We start from the raw sequence: 13,294 nt of genomic DNA, 5'->3' as shown, positions 1-13,294 counted from the left end.
GTAAGCTCTGAACCTTATTTAATCTACCTTGAAACTGAAGACGAAACTTCCTGGCTGGCTCTCCGGTGCGGTTTCTGAACGGTTGAAACGGGCTCCTAATACCGCCTCCCTGCACTTTTGTTGCAACTTGTAGTCGGCGATGGTTGTTCCGCGTCCTATCCTGGCGCTTTTTACTTCGCCATCTTTGCCAACGATAATGTCAATTACAATCCTGCCTGTTGCCTGACCGCTGTCTTCAACTTTGGGTTTGATAACAGAGGTTCTGTTGGCTAAACGTGCGTTTCCGAAACCGGAGCCGCCTTCACCATAATTGGGCGCTAATGTAGAACCATCAGGATCACCCTGGTTGCCAGGGGTACTTCCGGTGCCATCGCCTTGCCCGGTGCCATTATTCTTTTTCCCTTTATATAATGCATTTTCATTGATGGCAGGTTTGCTGTCTTTTGTTACCGGCGAGGTAGATGGACTAGCAGTGGTGTTTTTCTTGGAAGTTGTAACTGCCGGGGCATCTTCGGTATTTTGAGTAACCACAGTTTTGTCACTTGTTTCTGAAGTCGGGTCACTGGTCTGCTGCGGGTTTTCAAGCACTTTATCCGGAGAAACATTATTGGCATTCGGTGCAACCGAAGGTTCTTCTATGCTGGTAAAATCATCACCCATTCCTTCTGGTGCAGTACCGTAATTAACCAATATTCCACCCATCCCTTGCTCTTCGGGTGGAGCCTGCATCCCAAAGACTATCAAATAGCTTATCAAAATGAATAAAGCCATTAAGCCTGTAGACCAGGCAAATGCTTTTGGGTAATTATTTTCTTCCTGATAGCGCATACTATTTTTGCTCTGTTGCCAATACCAGCTTTATAGCCATTTTGTTTGCTATGTCCATGATTTGAACCACGTCTTGAATCGCTACCGTCTTATCCACATATAAAACGATTGTCAATTCCTGGGCCTGTTGTTGAAATGCGGTGAGGCGGTTCGGAATTTCCTCGAGAGTTACCGGCTGTTTATTCAGCTCATATTTCAAATCATGGGTAACTGATAAGGTAACGGTTTTTTTGGATACAGATTGCCCGGAATCCGATTTTGGAAGCATCAATTTAATGACGTTTGGATTCGTTACCGTTGACGCAATGAGAAAGAATAACATCAAAAAGAACATGATGTCATTCATTGCAGAAGTATGTATTTCTGCATGAGGGCGTTTTCTTCCTTTTAAATTCATCGTCCCGGTTCTTCTAGCAGATCAATAAACTCAACGGCATCCGTCTCCATTCTCAAAATCACCCGGTCTACCATTATATTTAGAATATGGTAGCCAATATAGGCAACTATACCAATGGCCAAACCAGCTGCAGAAGTGATCATCTTTTCGTATAAACCGCCGGCAATAATACCCATGCTGATATTGTCGGAAAGTGAAATATTATAGAAGATGCGGATTACACCGGAAATCGTTCCAACGAAACCAAACATGGGAGCAATACCGGCGATAATTCCAAGGATACTAATGTTCTTTTCCAATTTGGAAACTTCAAGTTTGCCAATGTTTTCGATGGCTCCTTCAATGTCTTTTATCGGGCGGCCAATACGTGTAACTCCTTTTTGAAGCATACGGCCTAATGGTGTATTACTGTTACGGCATAAAGCAATGGCTGCATCCACTTTGCCCGACAAAATATTTTGTTTAACCTGAACCATTAAGTTCGACTCATCCCTGGAGGCTTTTCTGATGGTAATGTAGCGCTCGATGAAAATGATCAGACCAAGAAAAAAAAGAATTCCCAGCGGGATCATCACCCAGCCACCTTTTACCAGGAGATCAATAAAACGGAGCTCTTCTGCCGCCTTGGCTGTTTGCGTTACGGCAGTTGCAACGGTATCGGGGATAATATTATTTATTGAATCAGATTGTAATAAAAACATGTGTGCGTTTAATTTATTTATTCGTTACAGTTAAAATCCAGGCATCTTTATTTACGCCTTTTTGAATACGGAGTTTTTCTTTATTAGCAGCCTGCATTGTTGGAAAACCGCCAATACTTACTTTATATTTTGGTTTTTTTGTGTCAACAACCACTTTAGCGTCGATACCCGCTTTGCGCAGATTTTTGATTGAGTTTTCTGCTTCTTTCTTTAAACCGAAGGAGGCTACAATTACCTCATAGGTTTTAGACGGCAGAGCAGGCGTTTTCAAGGTGTCTGCTGCGCTTGCGGTCGTGCTAATGTTCAGCGTGTCCGGAGCTTTCTCAACTTCCGCTCCATGCAGGCCTTCTCTCTCCAGATTCTTCAATATAGTATCGGCCAGAGCTTCAGATTCTTCCAAAGAATCTGTTTGAGGCAAAGGCAGCGGAGCGGTTTTTTTGCTCGGGGCTTTACTTCCCGGAAGACTTAAATTTTTAAAGTACTGCGGGTAAAAGTAATAGGCCAAACCCGTTAAGATACCAAGGACTAATAGTATTCCCAATATTATAAAAACACCTTTAGAACCGGAGGGTGCGCTCTCTGCTTCGGGTTCAGATAAATCAGTGGCCGTTGAAGCGGCAGTACCAATTGAGTGTTCGCCCGAAAATTGAAATTCTTTTACAGGTTTTAAACCGAAATGTTCTAATGACGACTGCAGTTCGCTTTGCTCAAGTGCATATCCGGATTGTTTTTTAAACAAAGTTCCCAGCGGACTGATAGTCACTTTAGAGTCCTTATCCAGATTCTTCCTTAAGTTATCGCAAAAACGCTCAACAAAATACATCGCAGAAGATTCTGAGATATGCTTGCTGTTAACAATATGCTGTACTAGTGTTGAATCTGAACCTTCCTCTGACTTGTAATCAATTTTACGCGAAGGGGGATAATACAAGCCTTCATCGGCGTTATATTGCGCATTAACATTTCGTTTAAAAAAGGTGCCGATTCCCGGAAGGCTTACTTCATTATGCTCGTTAAGTAAATCTGAAATATATTGAGCGATATCCATTCAGGGTAAAATTAATCTAAATTGTTGACGCCACAAAGCATCAAAACGAATAGTTCAGGCCTCCCAAAATATTTAGTCCGAGGTTAGGGTAATACAAATAACGCTGATATTCGTTTCCGAAAAGGTTGTTAACGCGTAAAAAGGCACCGAATTTTTGTTTGAATTGATACTCGGCTCCTGCGCTTAAGTCAACGTAACTTTTTACTGTAATTACTTCCTGTTCAAGCGGATCGGTACCTTGCACGTAGGTTAGTCCGTTTGAGTCGCCGTTTAAAACGAGTTCGGCATCCAATATAAATTTCTTGTTTAACGATAAGCGTGCGTTCGAAAACAAGCGGAAGTTAGGTTTATACCAGGCTTCCTGCTGGCTGGCCATTTTATACTCATTCATTAAAAGCCGGCCGGTAAGAAAGAGCGTTTCGGATGCTCTTACACTTAATTCGCCTTCAAATCCGAAGTTCTTGCTGGTACCTTCATCGTAAATAACATCGAATTTCTGGAAAGCCTCGGCGTTATGTGTGAATAGGGGCATATCCTCTACCGATTTGTAGAATACCATAGCTTTAAACCCGAAGCCAGCGCCTGCATTGCCTTTAATCCCGCCATATACGTTTGATTTTTCAACGGCATTGAGGATTTGTACGTTTGGAGCCAGGTATGGATTTGTCGCTGCAAAGCTTCTTAATGTTGATTTTAGCACATCGCCGGTATAACCCCCGAAAATTGTTGCATATCCCGGCACAATTGGCAGTTCACCTATTACAGTTGGGAATAAATTAGTTCTTGAACTGGTGCCAAATTCTTTAACGAGGTTGATTCCAAGCGAAAGTTTATAGTTTTTGCCCTGTAGTTTAAGATAAGGATTAATACGGATCAGGTTATTGCTGAGGTCATATCCCGCATCTTTAGTTCCGGTAAAATCGATGGAACTATTGGCGCCAACATTGAAATCTCGCCAAACTTTATTGAAAAAGCCACTAAGGGTAAAAGAGTTTTCTTTCGCATCATACTTGTTTCCAAGGAAATAAGCATCGAGTTTTGCTCCGTAATCAGATTCAGAAGACTCTTCAAAGTTTTTGAGCAGTTCCCCTTTTAAGCTTAGGGTTCCAAAGCGCTGAGTTCCAGGATCGGGATTTGCTGAACTGTTGTCTGGCTGAATGCCATAAAAGAAGGTTGAAAACCTGTCATATCCAAGTTCTCCATTTAAGGTGATTTTATCGCGAATGCTTTTTCCAAAGATTCCGAGTTCCTGACGTGAATATTGTTGTTTGTTAAAGTCACCGCTTTGGTTGATATGTTTCAGATACCCACCTGCCTGAAGCGCCGGATCTGCCCCGGTATTGATATATACCTCACCGAGAACTGTGCCCAGATTACCCGCACCAAGTTTTGCGTAGTTGTTTTCGAGGAGGGAGGGCGGCGGCTGAATAAGTTCTTCGGCCTGCAACTGGCGCAGATCACTGTTCAGTTCAAGTCTCTTATCTGTAATACTATAATTAAGATTGGGTCTGAAGGGCTTATTGTTATTTAAGTTCGGACTGCGCCTGATTTTGGAAGCGTCAGCCAGCACGGGTCTATAAGGCCGTACCACTTCTATCTCTTCAGTTATAGTGTCTTTTTGAATCGGCCTGCCCTGGGCAGACGGTGTTTGTGCAAATCCGGCAAGCGAACCTGACATTAAAAAAAAGAATGTATACCGGAAGTATGTCGATTTCATATTATTTCTTTTTGTTTAAGGTTTCCAGCTTTGCTTTGGCCGTTGGCAAAATGTCATCATCCTCCTGGTAGTGGTCTATAATACTCTGTAGGGTGCTCTTTGCCTGAAAATCCTGTTTTGTAGCTATATAATTATCTGCCAGCAATAAATAGCTTTTGGCAACCCAATAGTCATGCGAAGGCATTTCGTTGATAAGCTTAAAGGCGGCGGTTTCGGCTGCTTTGTAATTGCCTTTTAAGTGTTGCACAAGAGCTAGAGTATAACGTGCTTCTGCTCCAACCGCTGTTGTCGTCTTAGTCGATATATCGGTAAGTTCTTTAACAGCCGCAGTGGTATCACCTTTCGTCATATATGCCTTACCCGCATACAAGCCTGCTCTTAGTTTATCTTCAGCCGAAGCCTTATCGAAGGCTCTTACGATAGTTACATATTTAAGAACATCATCAGGCATTCCCATCTGGCTGTAAGCTTCCATCAGGTTATTTACAGCAAAGCCGTAATTAGACTTGTATTCTGAGGTAAGCTCCAGTTTTTTCAGATATACAACGGCTTCGTTATATTTTTTCTGGTTCAGGTATAATTTTGAAATGCTGATCAGAGAGCGCTCCGTGTATTCGCTGGTCCAGTCGTTTAAAATAAAGTTATAATCAGGTATTGCTTCATCCGGACGTTTTATCTTAACCAGACTTTCGGCTCTGATAAACCTCGCATGTTTTTCATGAATAGGTCTCGGGAATTTATCGAAATAAGCATTAACCGCTTCAAACGCACCCTGGTAATCGCCTTTCAGAAAGCGATTGTTAACTGCCTGGAAAGTAATATTGTCTTGTTCGGCTGTGCTTAAGTTACCAATGCTGGTGGTATTTGCGTAAGCCAGAAAACCATCTGCATCCGATTTATCGAGATAAATATTTTTGATCGATTCAAGGGCGAGTTTGGCCTCGTCTGTTGTAGGATATTCTTTCACAACACGCTGGAATGCTTCGAGCGCTTCGGGATCTTTATCCTGGTTATAATGAATCAAACCGATGGTGACCAAAGCTCTTGGCACATAACTGCTTCTCGGATATTTTGAAATCAGATTATTTAAACCCGAAGTTGCGTTTTCATAATCGTTTTTTACGAAATAGGTATAGCCAATTTCAAACGTGGCATCATCTGCATAGTTAGATTTTGGAAACTGACTTAAGAGAGACTGGTGTGTACTTATTTTAGCATCGTTCTGACTCTGAAGTCCCTGGATCATTCCCCGCTGAAACAATGCGTAATCCTCACCCTGAGCATTCCATGCGATGATCTTATTATATTGATTCATCGCCTGGGGGTAGTTCTTAATAACAAAATAAGAGTCGGCAAGACGCAATGTGGCGTCGTTTATAGTATTTCTGTCTTTCTCGTCTCCATTTAAAAACTTCTGGAAATAATTTGCAGATTTAGAATAGTTATCGTTTTGAAAGGCAGAATATCCCAGTGCATAATTAGCGTAATTAAACACGTCTGTACGGCGGGCAGCAGGAAGCCCCAGGAATTTTTCAAAAGTATCCACAGATTCACCGTATTTCCTTACCTCGAACATCGCTTCAGCGAGCCAATACGTAGCAAGAGCTTCAATTTCACTGTCGAGTGGATTGTTCACAGAACGCATAAACATCGAAATACTATTTTCAAATGCTCTTTCATTGTAGAACTCCAATCCACGGTAATATGTCACTCTCTGATAAACTTCTCGCGTGTCATCTGTTTTATTTGGAATGGTTTCCAGAATGTTTACGGCATCCTTATAGTTCTTGGTCGACAGCAGAACTTTCCCCAATAAAGTCTTTGCTTCGTTAATCCTGCTTGAGCGGGGATAGGTTTTAAGGTATTCCTGAACAGCATCCAAAGCAACAGAGTGAAACTCGAGCTCATAAGAAAGCTTGGCGTAATTTAGAAGGCCCTCTTCTTTTAGTGCCGGATCAAAATCCATTTTAGATGCCCTGAAAAATGCATTCCGAGCACTTTGTTTGTTGCCTGTTTTAATTAAGGCATCGCCGAGCACAATCATGCCGTGTTGGTAAAATACGTCGGGCGACTCCAGTTTTTCGAGTTCTGCAATCGCTCTTTTAGGATCGCCTAACTTTAAATGCAGATATCCGATCTGATAAGTATCCTGGTTGTTTTGTGTCTTGCCTTTATCCAGGTCCTGGAATTTTTGATAATAAGAAGCCGAAGTTTTGTAATCTGCCTTGGCAAAGTATGTAGCACCTACAATTCTGTACATATCAGCCTTGTATTTGGCATCAATGGTTTCAATGGCAGGGATAGTATAGCGTATTACATCATCATATCGCTTGTCCAGAAAATACAGGGCGGAAATATAATAAGGATAGCTGGCCTGATAGGTTTTTGAATCTTTTAAGCGTTCAAATTCGGCCAAAGCAGTTTTGTAATCCGCATCCAGATAATTGAGATAGGCGTAATAGTAAATTGACGACTCTGAATATTCGGATTTTTGATCTTTTAGTTTTGCAAACAGGGGTTCAGCTTCACTGTAGTTTTTTGTAGTAAAATAAGAATAGGCGAGTTTGAACCGGTATTCTGCGCTTTCCTTGGAGGTTAAGCTGTTCGCATCGATCTGTTTAAACCACTCTATTGCTTTTTCATAATTCTTTCTTTCGAAATACGATGTACCCATATAAAAGTAGGCCGATTTGGTATTGGCACTGGCAGGGTACTCGCGGATAAATTTTAAAAACAGGCTTTCAGCATTTTGATTTTCAAGCTTTACTGCGCATACAGCCTGATAGAACTGTGCGTTTTCCCTTAACAGAGACACCTGTCGGTGATCTGCCGGCTGGTTTGAAGGAGCGGTGTTGACCTGCTCTACCTTGCTGAACTGCTCGCTGGCTGCTGCGTATTTTCCTTTGTCGAATAACTCTACCCCTGATTTATATGCCTGATTTAGCGTAAACCATTCTGTTTGTTGAGCCAGCGTAACAACGGATATAAAGAGGCATATGAGTGTTGTCTGGACAGTTTTTTTGAGCATAATTTAAAGTGTATGTGCTAAATTAACAGATATACAAGTGGTTAGCCCACATGAGTAATTAACAGATGTGGAAAATCCACCAAAATTAACGTTTAAAGCCTTTAAAGTGATATAATCTTTATTGGTTTAAATATTTATTCTATCCAAGGATCTGGATATCAGAACGCTATCCTTCTAATTCTTTTGCGCTGGCTTCCACCTTTTCTTTGAGATCCTGCTTGTAAGCTTTTAAACGTTGGCTTAAACCTTCGTCGCTCGTTCCAAGAATTTGCGCTGCAAGTATGCCTGCATTTTTTGCGGCGTTTAACGCAACGGTTGCCACCGGAATTCCATTGGGCATTTGCAAAATGGATAAGATAGAATCCCATCCATCAATAGAATTGGAAGATTTTACCGGCACGCCGATAACGGGAAGATGTGTAATGGATGCTACCATGCCAGGCAAATGCGCCGCGCCGCCTGCGCCGGCGATTATAATTTTTAATCCTCGGTCTGCAGCCGTTTTAGCATAATTAAACATTCTTTCGGGCGTGCGGTGAGCCGATACAACAGTTAGTTCATATTCAACGCCTAATTCTTTCAGAATGTCGGCAGCGTCCTGCATTACAGGTAAATCCGACTTGCTGCCCATTATTATGCCTACTTTTATCATATAATTAAAAGGTTAAATTCGAAAGTAAGAACCATTTACGGCTTATCTATACTTTTACTCTAATTGTTTTTTGTGCCCAGCGTGCTTTGGCTATCGCTTCCTCTCTATTGTCGTCAACAATGGTAACGTGGCCCATTTTACGGAAAGGCTTAGTGAATTTTTTACCGTATAAATGAACATATGTTCTCGGTTGTTTTAAAAGTTCTTCAATACCTTCGTATTCTGCAAGTCCTTCATATCCTTTTTCTCCCAAAAGGTTTATCATCACCGCATGTCCGATAGCGGTGGTGTCGCCCAGTGGTAAATTAAATATAGCCCTCAAATGCTGTTCAAATTGCGAAGTAAGATTTCCCTCAATGCTATGATGTCCGCTGTTATGCGGGCGGGGAGCCAGTTCGTTCACCAGCAGGTGACCGTCTTTGGTGAGGAACATTTCAACTGCAAGCACTCCAATAATCTTTAGCGCTTCAGCTATTTGTATCGCCAGTTGATCGGCTTGTTTTAGCACTTCGACCGGTAAGGTGGAAGGAGAGATTAAAAATTCAACTAAGTTAGCCTCGGCATTAAATTCCATTTCCACGCAAGGAAAGGTCTTGATATCTCCCTTTTCATTTCTGGCTACGATTACTGCAATTTCCTTTTCAAAGTCTACCCATTCCTCTACAATACTGGGTGCATCAAAGGCTGTTTCCAGATCTGCTTTTGACTTTACTTTGTATACCCCGCGTCCATCGTAGCCATCTTTTCTTAGCTTCTGGATAAAGGGGAAAGGGATGGCAGCCGACTTTAGCGCTTCTTTAGAGGCAATAAGCTGAAAGGGAGAGGTGGGGATGTCGTTTTGTTTGAAAAATTCCTTTTGTAAACCTTTGTCCTGAATCAGACGGATAATGCGGGGTTGGGGATAAACCAATACACCTTCATCTTCTAACTGTTGAAGGGCATCAACATTCACTTTTTCTATTTCGATGGTAAGCAGGTCTGTTTGCTTACCGAAATTATATACGGTGTCGAAGTCGGTAAGCGAGCCCGCAACAAACTTATCACAAAGATTTTTACTGGGAGCGTCGGGGTCAGGATCAAGTACCCTGATGTTCGTGTTATAGCTTATCGCTTCCTGGATGAGCATACGCCCGAGCTGTCCTCCTCCGAGGATCCCTACACGTAAATCTCCATAAAATGATTTCATTGGCATAATAAGTCAAATATTAAAAATCAATATTAAAATCAGATCGGGTTTGAATTCGATGTGTTTCTATTTTGATGATAAGAGGCTCTCTTCCTTTATTTTCTTCTGTAATTCTAAAATTGCGCCGATCAGTGATTCTGGCCTCGGCGGACAACCCTGAACGTATACATCAACAGGAATAATACGATCTACGCCTTTTACAACATGATACCCGTGTTGCCAGTAGGGACCGCCACAGTTTGAGCACGAGCCCATGGATATAACATATTTCGGTTCGGGCATCTGCTCATACAGTCGTCTGATGCGTTCGGCCATTTTAAAGGTAACGGTGCCTGCAATGATGATTACATCCGACTGGCGTGGCGAAGGCCTTGGAAAAACTCCCAGCCGGTCAAAATCATATGTAGAGGCATACGAACCCATCATTTCGATTGCACAGCAGGCAATACCAAAACTAACCGGCCAAATTGATGATAAACGGGCCCAATTTAACAGGTCGTCTACTTTTGTGATGATAACTCCACCATCTTGCGACATCTTTTCTAAACTCATGCTTGCGGAGGTTTTCTGAATGTTGGTTTAAACGCTGGTTTGGAAACCGGAGAATTTGCAGGTGCTATTGATTCAACTTGAACCTGTGGTCGTTCTGCAAAGAAAGGCTTTACAGTATAAACTTCGGCGTTGATTTTATCATATACTGATAAAGGTATATTGCTTTCTGCTACGGGAAGTTTTTGCTCCGGGCGTATCCAGTCCAGATCGCCTTTTCGCCAAACATAAACCAAACCGATGAGGAGAATGCCGACAAAAACGAACATCTCGATCAGGGTAAGCCATCCCCACATCGGGTCGGCGTTAATTAATATTTTTTGGCCAAAAACAGTGGTCCAGGGGAAAATAAAAATCAGCTCGACATCAAATAATAAAAATACCAGGGCGATTACATAAAATCTGGAATTGAACTGCAGCCATGAATTTCCGCTAGGCTCTTCTCCGCACTCATATGATGAAAGTTTTAAAGGGGTAGGGCGGCGTATTGACAATGATCTGGAAAGAAATAGAGTAGCAGACACTAATAGTATGCCTATAATTAGGAAAAGGAAAATTTTGCCGAATTCTGTAAGCTGAGAGACCTGCTCCATGAGGGCAAATTTAGTAATTTTTAAGGCATAAACTACCCCTTAATCCCCTTCTTGAAAAAAGGAGGGAGGATAGTGTGATAGCCGGGGGGGCTGAAAGTTGCATGTTATGGGGATTTACGTAGACATTTACCTGCTCCTCTTCCTTCAAGGATGCTGTCGACACGACTAGGGTTAGTTCTTATGGCCGTCCTCTTAAGCCGAAGTTTTCGAGATATCATTCCGGCGCCTGCTGGCGGGATGAAATACGTTTTTTAGCTTTGTTAATCAACAGGATTTTAATCCGGACTTTTGACACTTTTAAGGGAAAAGATCTTTTTATTGTAGTAGATTACCTGTGAACGGTATTAAATTGATAGCGAGTGAACAGTCATCTACTTGAAAGGTTTTCAGAGAATGTTAATTTATTAAGCTAATAATCAGTGTTTTATATAATGTATGTTTAAACAAATTTTTTTTTCAAAAAAATTTGCAGCGTATAACTTTATATCTATATTTGTAATGCCCTCCCAAAGGGCATGTTTTTCATAGGTAGATGTAGGGTCGAAATTAACTTTTCGACCCTTTTTTATTACCTAACATTTTCAATGCACCTTTGTTAGTCTAAAAATGGGAAAAAAGAAGATTGTGATTGCTGTTTCAGGAGCCAGTGGCGCCATTTACGCCAAGGTTTTGTTTGATAAACTGGTTTCACAGCGATCGCAAATTGAGGCTGTTGGGGTTGTTATGTCGGATAACGCCAAGGAAGTTTGGAAATATGAGTTAGACAATGATTCGTATCTCGACTATCCTTTTAAATTTTACTCTAAAACTGATTTCACAGCTCCTTTCGCATCCGGGTCCGCGCAGTACGATACAATGATTATCTGTCCCTGTTCTATGGGTACCTTGGGCCGGATCGCTTCGGGCGTTTCGGATGATCTGACAACAAGATCTGCCGATGTAATTCTGAAGGAGCGAAGAAAATTGATTCTGGTGGTTAGAGAGACGCCCTATAATCTCATTCATATTAATAACATGAGAACAGTTACGGAGGCTGGCGGGATTATCTGTCCCGCAACTCCCTCGTTTTACAGCCGCCCGGATAGTATCGAAGCGGTAGCTGCAACTGTTGTTGATCGCGTGATAGATCTGGCAGGCTTAGACACGAGTTCATATCGCTGGGGCGATGAGGCCTCAAGCCCGTAATTTCTAAGGCCATCGTCATATCTTTGTCCCCGATACTCATTTTAAACCAATTTCCTATCTTTGCAGCTGATTATGAGCAGGAAGGTTGCATTTTATACACTGGGTTGTAAGCTGAATTATTCTGAGACTTCAACCATCGGCCGGCAGTTTAACAAGGCTGGCTTCAATACCGTTGATTTTACCGATACCCCCGACGTTTATTTGATTAACACCTGCTCTGTAACCGAGAATGCGGATAAAAAGTGCCGAAAAGTAGTAAAGGAGGCATTGAAGTATTCACCCAATGCATACATTTTAATAGTTGGATGTTATGCGCAGCTTAAGCCTAAAGAAATTTCAGAAATTCCCGGAGTGGATATGGTTTTGGGAGCTGCCGAAAAATTTCAGATTATCGATTATCTCACTGATCTGACAAAGAATCCTAAGGCGCTTGTATATAACCAGCCGATTGCAGAAGCCACACAATTTAATGCTTCATACTCTTATGGTGATCGTACACGTACTTTTTTAAAGGTTCAGGACGGTTGTGATTATTCCTGCACGTTTTGCACCATTCCTTTAGCCAGGGGAGCTAGCCGGAGCGATACTGTAGAGAGCGTGGTGAAGCAGGCCGAAGAGATTGCTGCTTCCGGTGTAAAAGAAATAGTGTTGACGGGTGTGAATATCGGTGATTTTGGAATTAGAAATGGAAATCGGGAGGATAAGTTTTTCGATTTGGTGAAAGCGCTTGATAACGTTGAAGGTATTGAACGGATTCGGATTTCTTCTATCGAACCCAATCTTCTTAGTAACGAAATTATTGAGTTTGTTGCCCAATCAAAAAGGTTCGTGCCGCATTTTCATATCCCGCTTCAGTCCGGATCGAATAAGATCTTATCTCTAATGCGCCGTCGTTATAAAAGAGAATTATACGTTGAACGAGTCGCGAAAATTAAGGAGGTAATGCCTGATTGCTGCATTGGTGTTGACGTAATTGTTGGTTTTCCCGGAGAGACCCGCGAAGACTTTATCGATACTTACGACTTTCTTAAGGGGCTTGATATATCCTACCTGCATGTATTTACCTATTCTGAGCGTGAAAATACAGTAGCCGCAGAAATGCCTGGTTCGGTACCCGGCTCTCAGCGTGCCGACCGAAGTAAAATGCTCCACATCCTTTCAGAGAAAAAGCGACGCGCATTTTACGAATCTCAATTAGGAAAGCAGTCGCAGGTCTTGTTTGAAGCCGACCAAAAGGACGGCCTAATGCATGGGTTTACTCCCAACTATGTAAAAGTGCAGGCAAAATATGATCCTGTTTTGGTAAATGAATTGAAATGGATAAAGCTGGAATCAATATCTCCAGCAGGTGATGTAGAAATTTCGGAAGCTACAGAAGTTCTGGTTCATTAGTACTGTGTTTTTCCGAAC

12 protein-coding genes are annotated in these 13,294 nt (G+C 42.0%); 2 read left to right on the top strand and 10 right to left on the bottom strand.

Annotated features, from left to right (window positions below; all coding sequences use genetic code 11):
* Window positions 1-18 precede the first annotated feature (18 nt).
* The 10 genes from J3P43_RS12455 to J3P43_RS12410 form a co-directional block, all read right to left on the bottom strand.
* On the bottom strand, window positions 19-828 hold the full coding sequence (locus J3P43_RS12455) for an energy transducer TonB (protein ID WP_255902865.1): 810 nt from the start codon (window positions 826-828) through the stop codon (window positions 19-21).
* A 1-nt stretch (window position 829) separates the two neighbouring features.
* Window positions 830-1,225 carry an ExbD/TolR family protein gene (locus tag J3P43_RS12450; protein WP_255902863.1) on the bottom strand — a complete coding sequence of 132 codons (396 nt, stop codon included), beginning with the start codon at window positions 1,223-1,225 and terminating at the stop codon, window positions 830-832.
* Window positions 1,222-1,926: a MotA/TolQ/ExbB proton channel family protein gene (locus J3P43_RS12445; protein WP_255902861.1), complete on the bottom strand. Its 705-nt coding sequence runs from the start codon at window positions 1,924-1,926 to the stop codon at window positions 1,222-1,224. The genes J3P43_RS12450 and J3P43_RS12445 overlap by 4 nt, the downstream gene beginning before the upstream one ends.
* 13 nt (window positions 1,927-1,939) lie before the next feature.
* Window positions 1,940-2,974, bottom strand: a complete 1,035-nt coding sequence (locus J3P43_RS12440) for an HU domain-containing protein (protein WP_255902859.1) — start codon at window positions 2,972-2,974, stop codon at window positions 1,940-1,942.
* A 40-nt stretch (window positions 2,975-3,014) separates the two neighbouring features.
* Entirely contained in the window at window positions 3,015-4,691 is a 1,677-nt protein-coding gene (locus tag J3P43_RS12435) for a porin family protein (RefSeq protein ID WP_255902856.1), read from the bottom strand.
* A gap of 1 nt (window position 4,692) precedes the next feature.
* Window positions 4,693-7,719: a tetratricopeptide repeat protein gene (locus J3P43_RS12430; protein WP_255902854.1), complete on the bottom strand. Its 3,027-nt coding sequence runs from the start codon at window positions 7,717-7,719 to the stop codon at window positions 4,693-4,695.
* Between the two features lie 166 nt (window positions 7,720-7,885).
* Window positions 7,886-8,371 carry a 5-(carboxyamino)imidazole ribonucleotide mutase gene (gene purE, locus J3P43_RS12425; protein WP_255902852.1) on the bottom strand — a complete coding sequence of 162 codons (486 nt, stop codon included), beginning with the start codon at window positions 8,369-8,371 and terminating at the stop codon, window positions 7,886-7,888.
* Between the two features lie 46 nt (window positions 8,372-8,417).
* Window positions 8,418-9,557 (bottom strand): 5-(carboxyamino)imidazole ribonucleotide synthase, encoded by a 1,140-nt coding sequence (locus J3P43_RS12420; RefSeq protein ID WP_255902850.1) that lies wholly within the window; start codon window positions 9,555-9,557, stop codon window positions 8,418-8,420.
* A 66-nt stretch (window positions 9,558-9,623) separates the two neighbouring features.
* On the bottom strand, window positions 9,624-10,109 hold the full coding sequence (locus J3P43_RS12415; RefSeq protein WP_255902848.1) for an NADH-quinone oxidoreductase subunit B: 486 nt from the start codon (window positions 10,107-10,109) through the stop codon (window positions 9,624-9,626).
* Window positions 10,106-10,699, bottom strand: a complete 594-nt coding sequence (locus tag J3P43_RS12410) for an NADH-quinone oxidoreductase subunit A (RefSeq protein ID WP_255902846.1) — start codon at window positions 10,697-10,699, stop codon at window positions 10,106-10,108. The genes J3P43_RS12415 and J3P43_RS12410 overlap by 4 nt, the downstream gene beginning before the upstream one ends.
* A 606-nt stretch (window positions 10,700-11,305) precedes the next feature.
* Here J3P43_RS12410 and J3P43_RS12405 point away from each other — a divergent pair.
* Entirely contained in the window at window positions 11,306-11,884 is a 579-nt protein-coding gene (locus tag J3P43_RS12405; protein WP_255902842.1) for a UbiX family flavin prenyltransferase, read from the top strand.
* Between the two features lie 72 nt (window positions 11,885-11,956).
* A complete protein-coding gene (mtaB, locus tag J3P43_RS12400) occupies window positions 11,957-13,276 on the top strand; it encodes a tRNA (N(6)-L-threonylcarbamoyladenosine(37)-C(2))-methylthiotransferase MtaB (protein WP_255902839.1) in 1,320 nt (439 codons plus the stop codon).
* The last annotated feature ends 18 nt before the right edge of the window (window positions 13,277-13,294 follow it).

Source organism: Paradesertivirga mongoliensis (assembly GCF_024436395.1).
In the GTDB taxonomy this organism is placed as follows: Bacteria; Bacteroidota; Bacteroidia; order Sphingobacteriales; family Sphingobacteriaceae; genus Paradesertivirga; species Paradesertivirga mongoliensis.
The sequence above is the reverse complement of the archived record's forward strand: the minus strand, read 5'-3'. Positions and strand labels throughout refer to the sequence as shown.

What these genes read in the sequence shown, in the direction of transcription:
- J3P43_RS12455 (WP_255902865.1), bottom strand. Translation starts at nt 828, where the DNA reads ATGCGCTATCAGGAAGAAAATAATTACCCAAAAGCATTTGCCTGGTCT.
- J3P43_RS12450 (WP_255902863.1), bottom strand. Translation starts at nt 1,225, where the DNA reads ATGAATTTAAAAGGAAGAAAACGCCCTCATGCAGAAATACATACTTCT.
- J3P43_RS12445 (WP_255902861.1), bottom strand. Translation starts at nt 1,926, where the DNA reads ATGTTTTTATTACAATCTGATTCAATAAATAATATTATCCCCGATACC.
- J3P43_RS12440 (WP_255902859.1), bottom strand. Translation starts at nt 2,974, where the DNA reads ATGGATATCGCTCAATATATTTCAGATTTACTTAACGAGCATAATGAA.
- J3P43_RS12435 (WP_255902856.1), bottom strand. Translation starts at nt 4,691, where the DNA reads ATGAAATCGACATACTTCCGGTATACATTCTTTTTTTTAATGTCAGGT.
- J3P43_RS12430 (WP_255902854.1), bottom strand. Translation starts at nt 7,719, where the DNA reads ATGCTCAAAAAAACTGTCCAGACAACACTCATATGCCTCTTTATATCC.
- purE (WP_255902852.1), bottom strand. Translation starts at nt 8,371, where the DNA reads ATGATAAAAGTAGGCATAATAATGGGCAGCAAGTCGGATTTACCTGTA.
- J3P43_RS12420 (WP_255902850.1), bottom strand. Translation starts at nt 9,557, where the DNA reads ATGAAATCATTTTATGGAGATTTACGTGTAGGGATCCTCGGAGGAGGA.
- J3P43_RS12415 (WP_255902848.1), bottom strand. Translation starts at nt 10,109, where the DNA reads ATGAGTTTAGAAAAGATGTCGCAAGATGGTGGAGTTATCATCACAAAA.
- J3P43_RS12410 (WP_255902846.1), bottom strand. Translation starts at nt 10,699, where the DNA reads ATGGAGCAGGTCTCTCAGCTTACAGAATTCGGCAAAATTTTCCTTTTC.
- J3P43_RS12405 (WP_255902842.1), top strand. Translation starts at nt 11,306, where the DNA reads ATGGGAAAAAAGAAGATTGTGATTGCTGTTTCAGGAGCCAGTGGCGCC.
- mtaB (WP_255902839.1), top strand. Translation starts at nt 11,957, where the DNA reads ATGAGCAGGAAGGTTGCATTTTATACACTGGGTTGTAAGCTGAATTAT.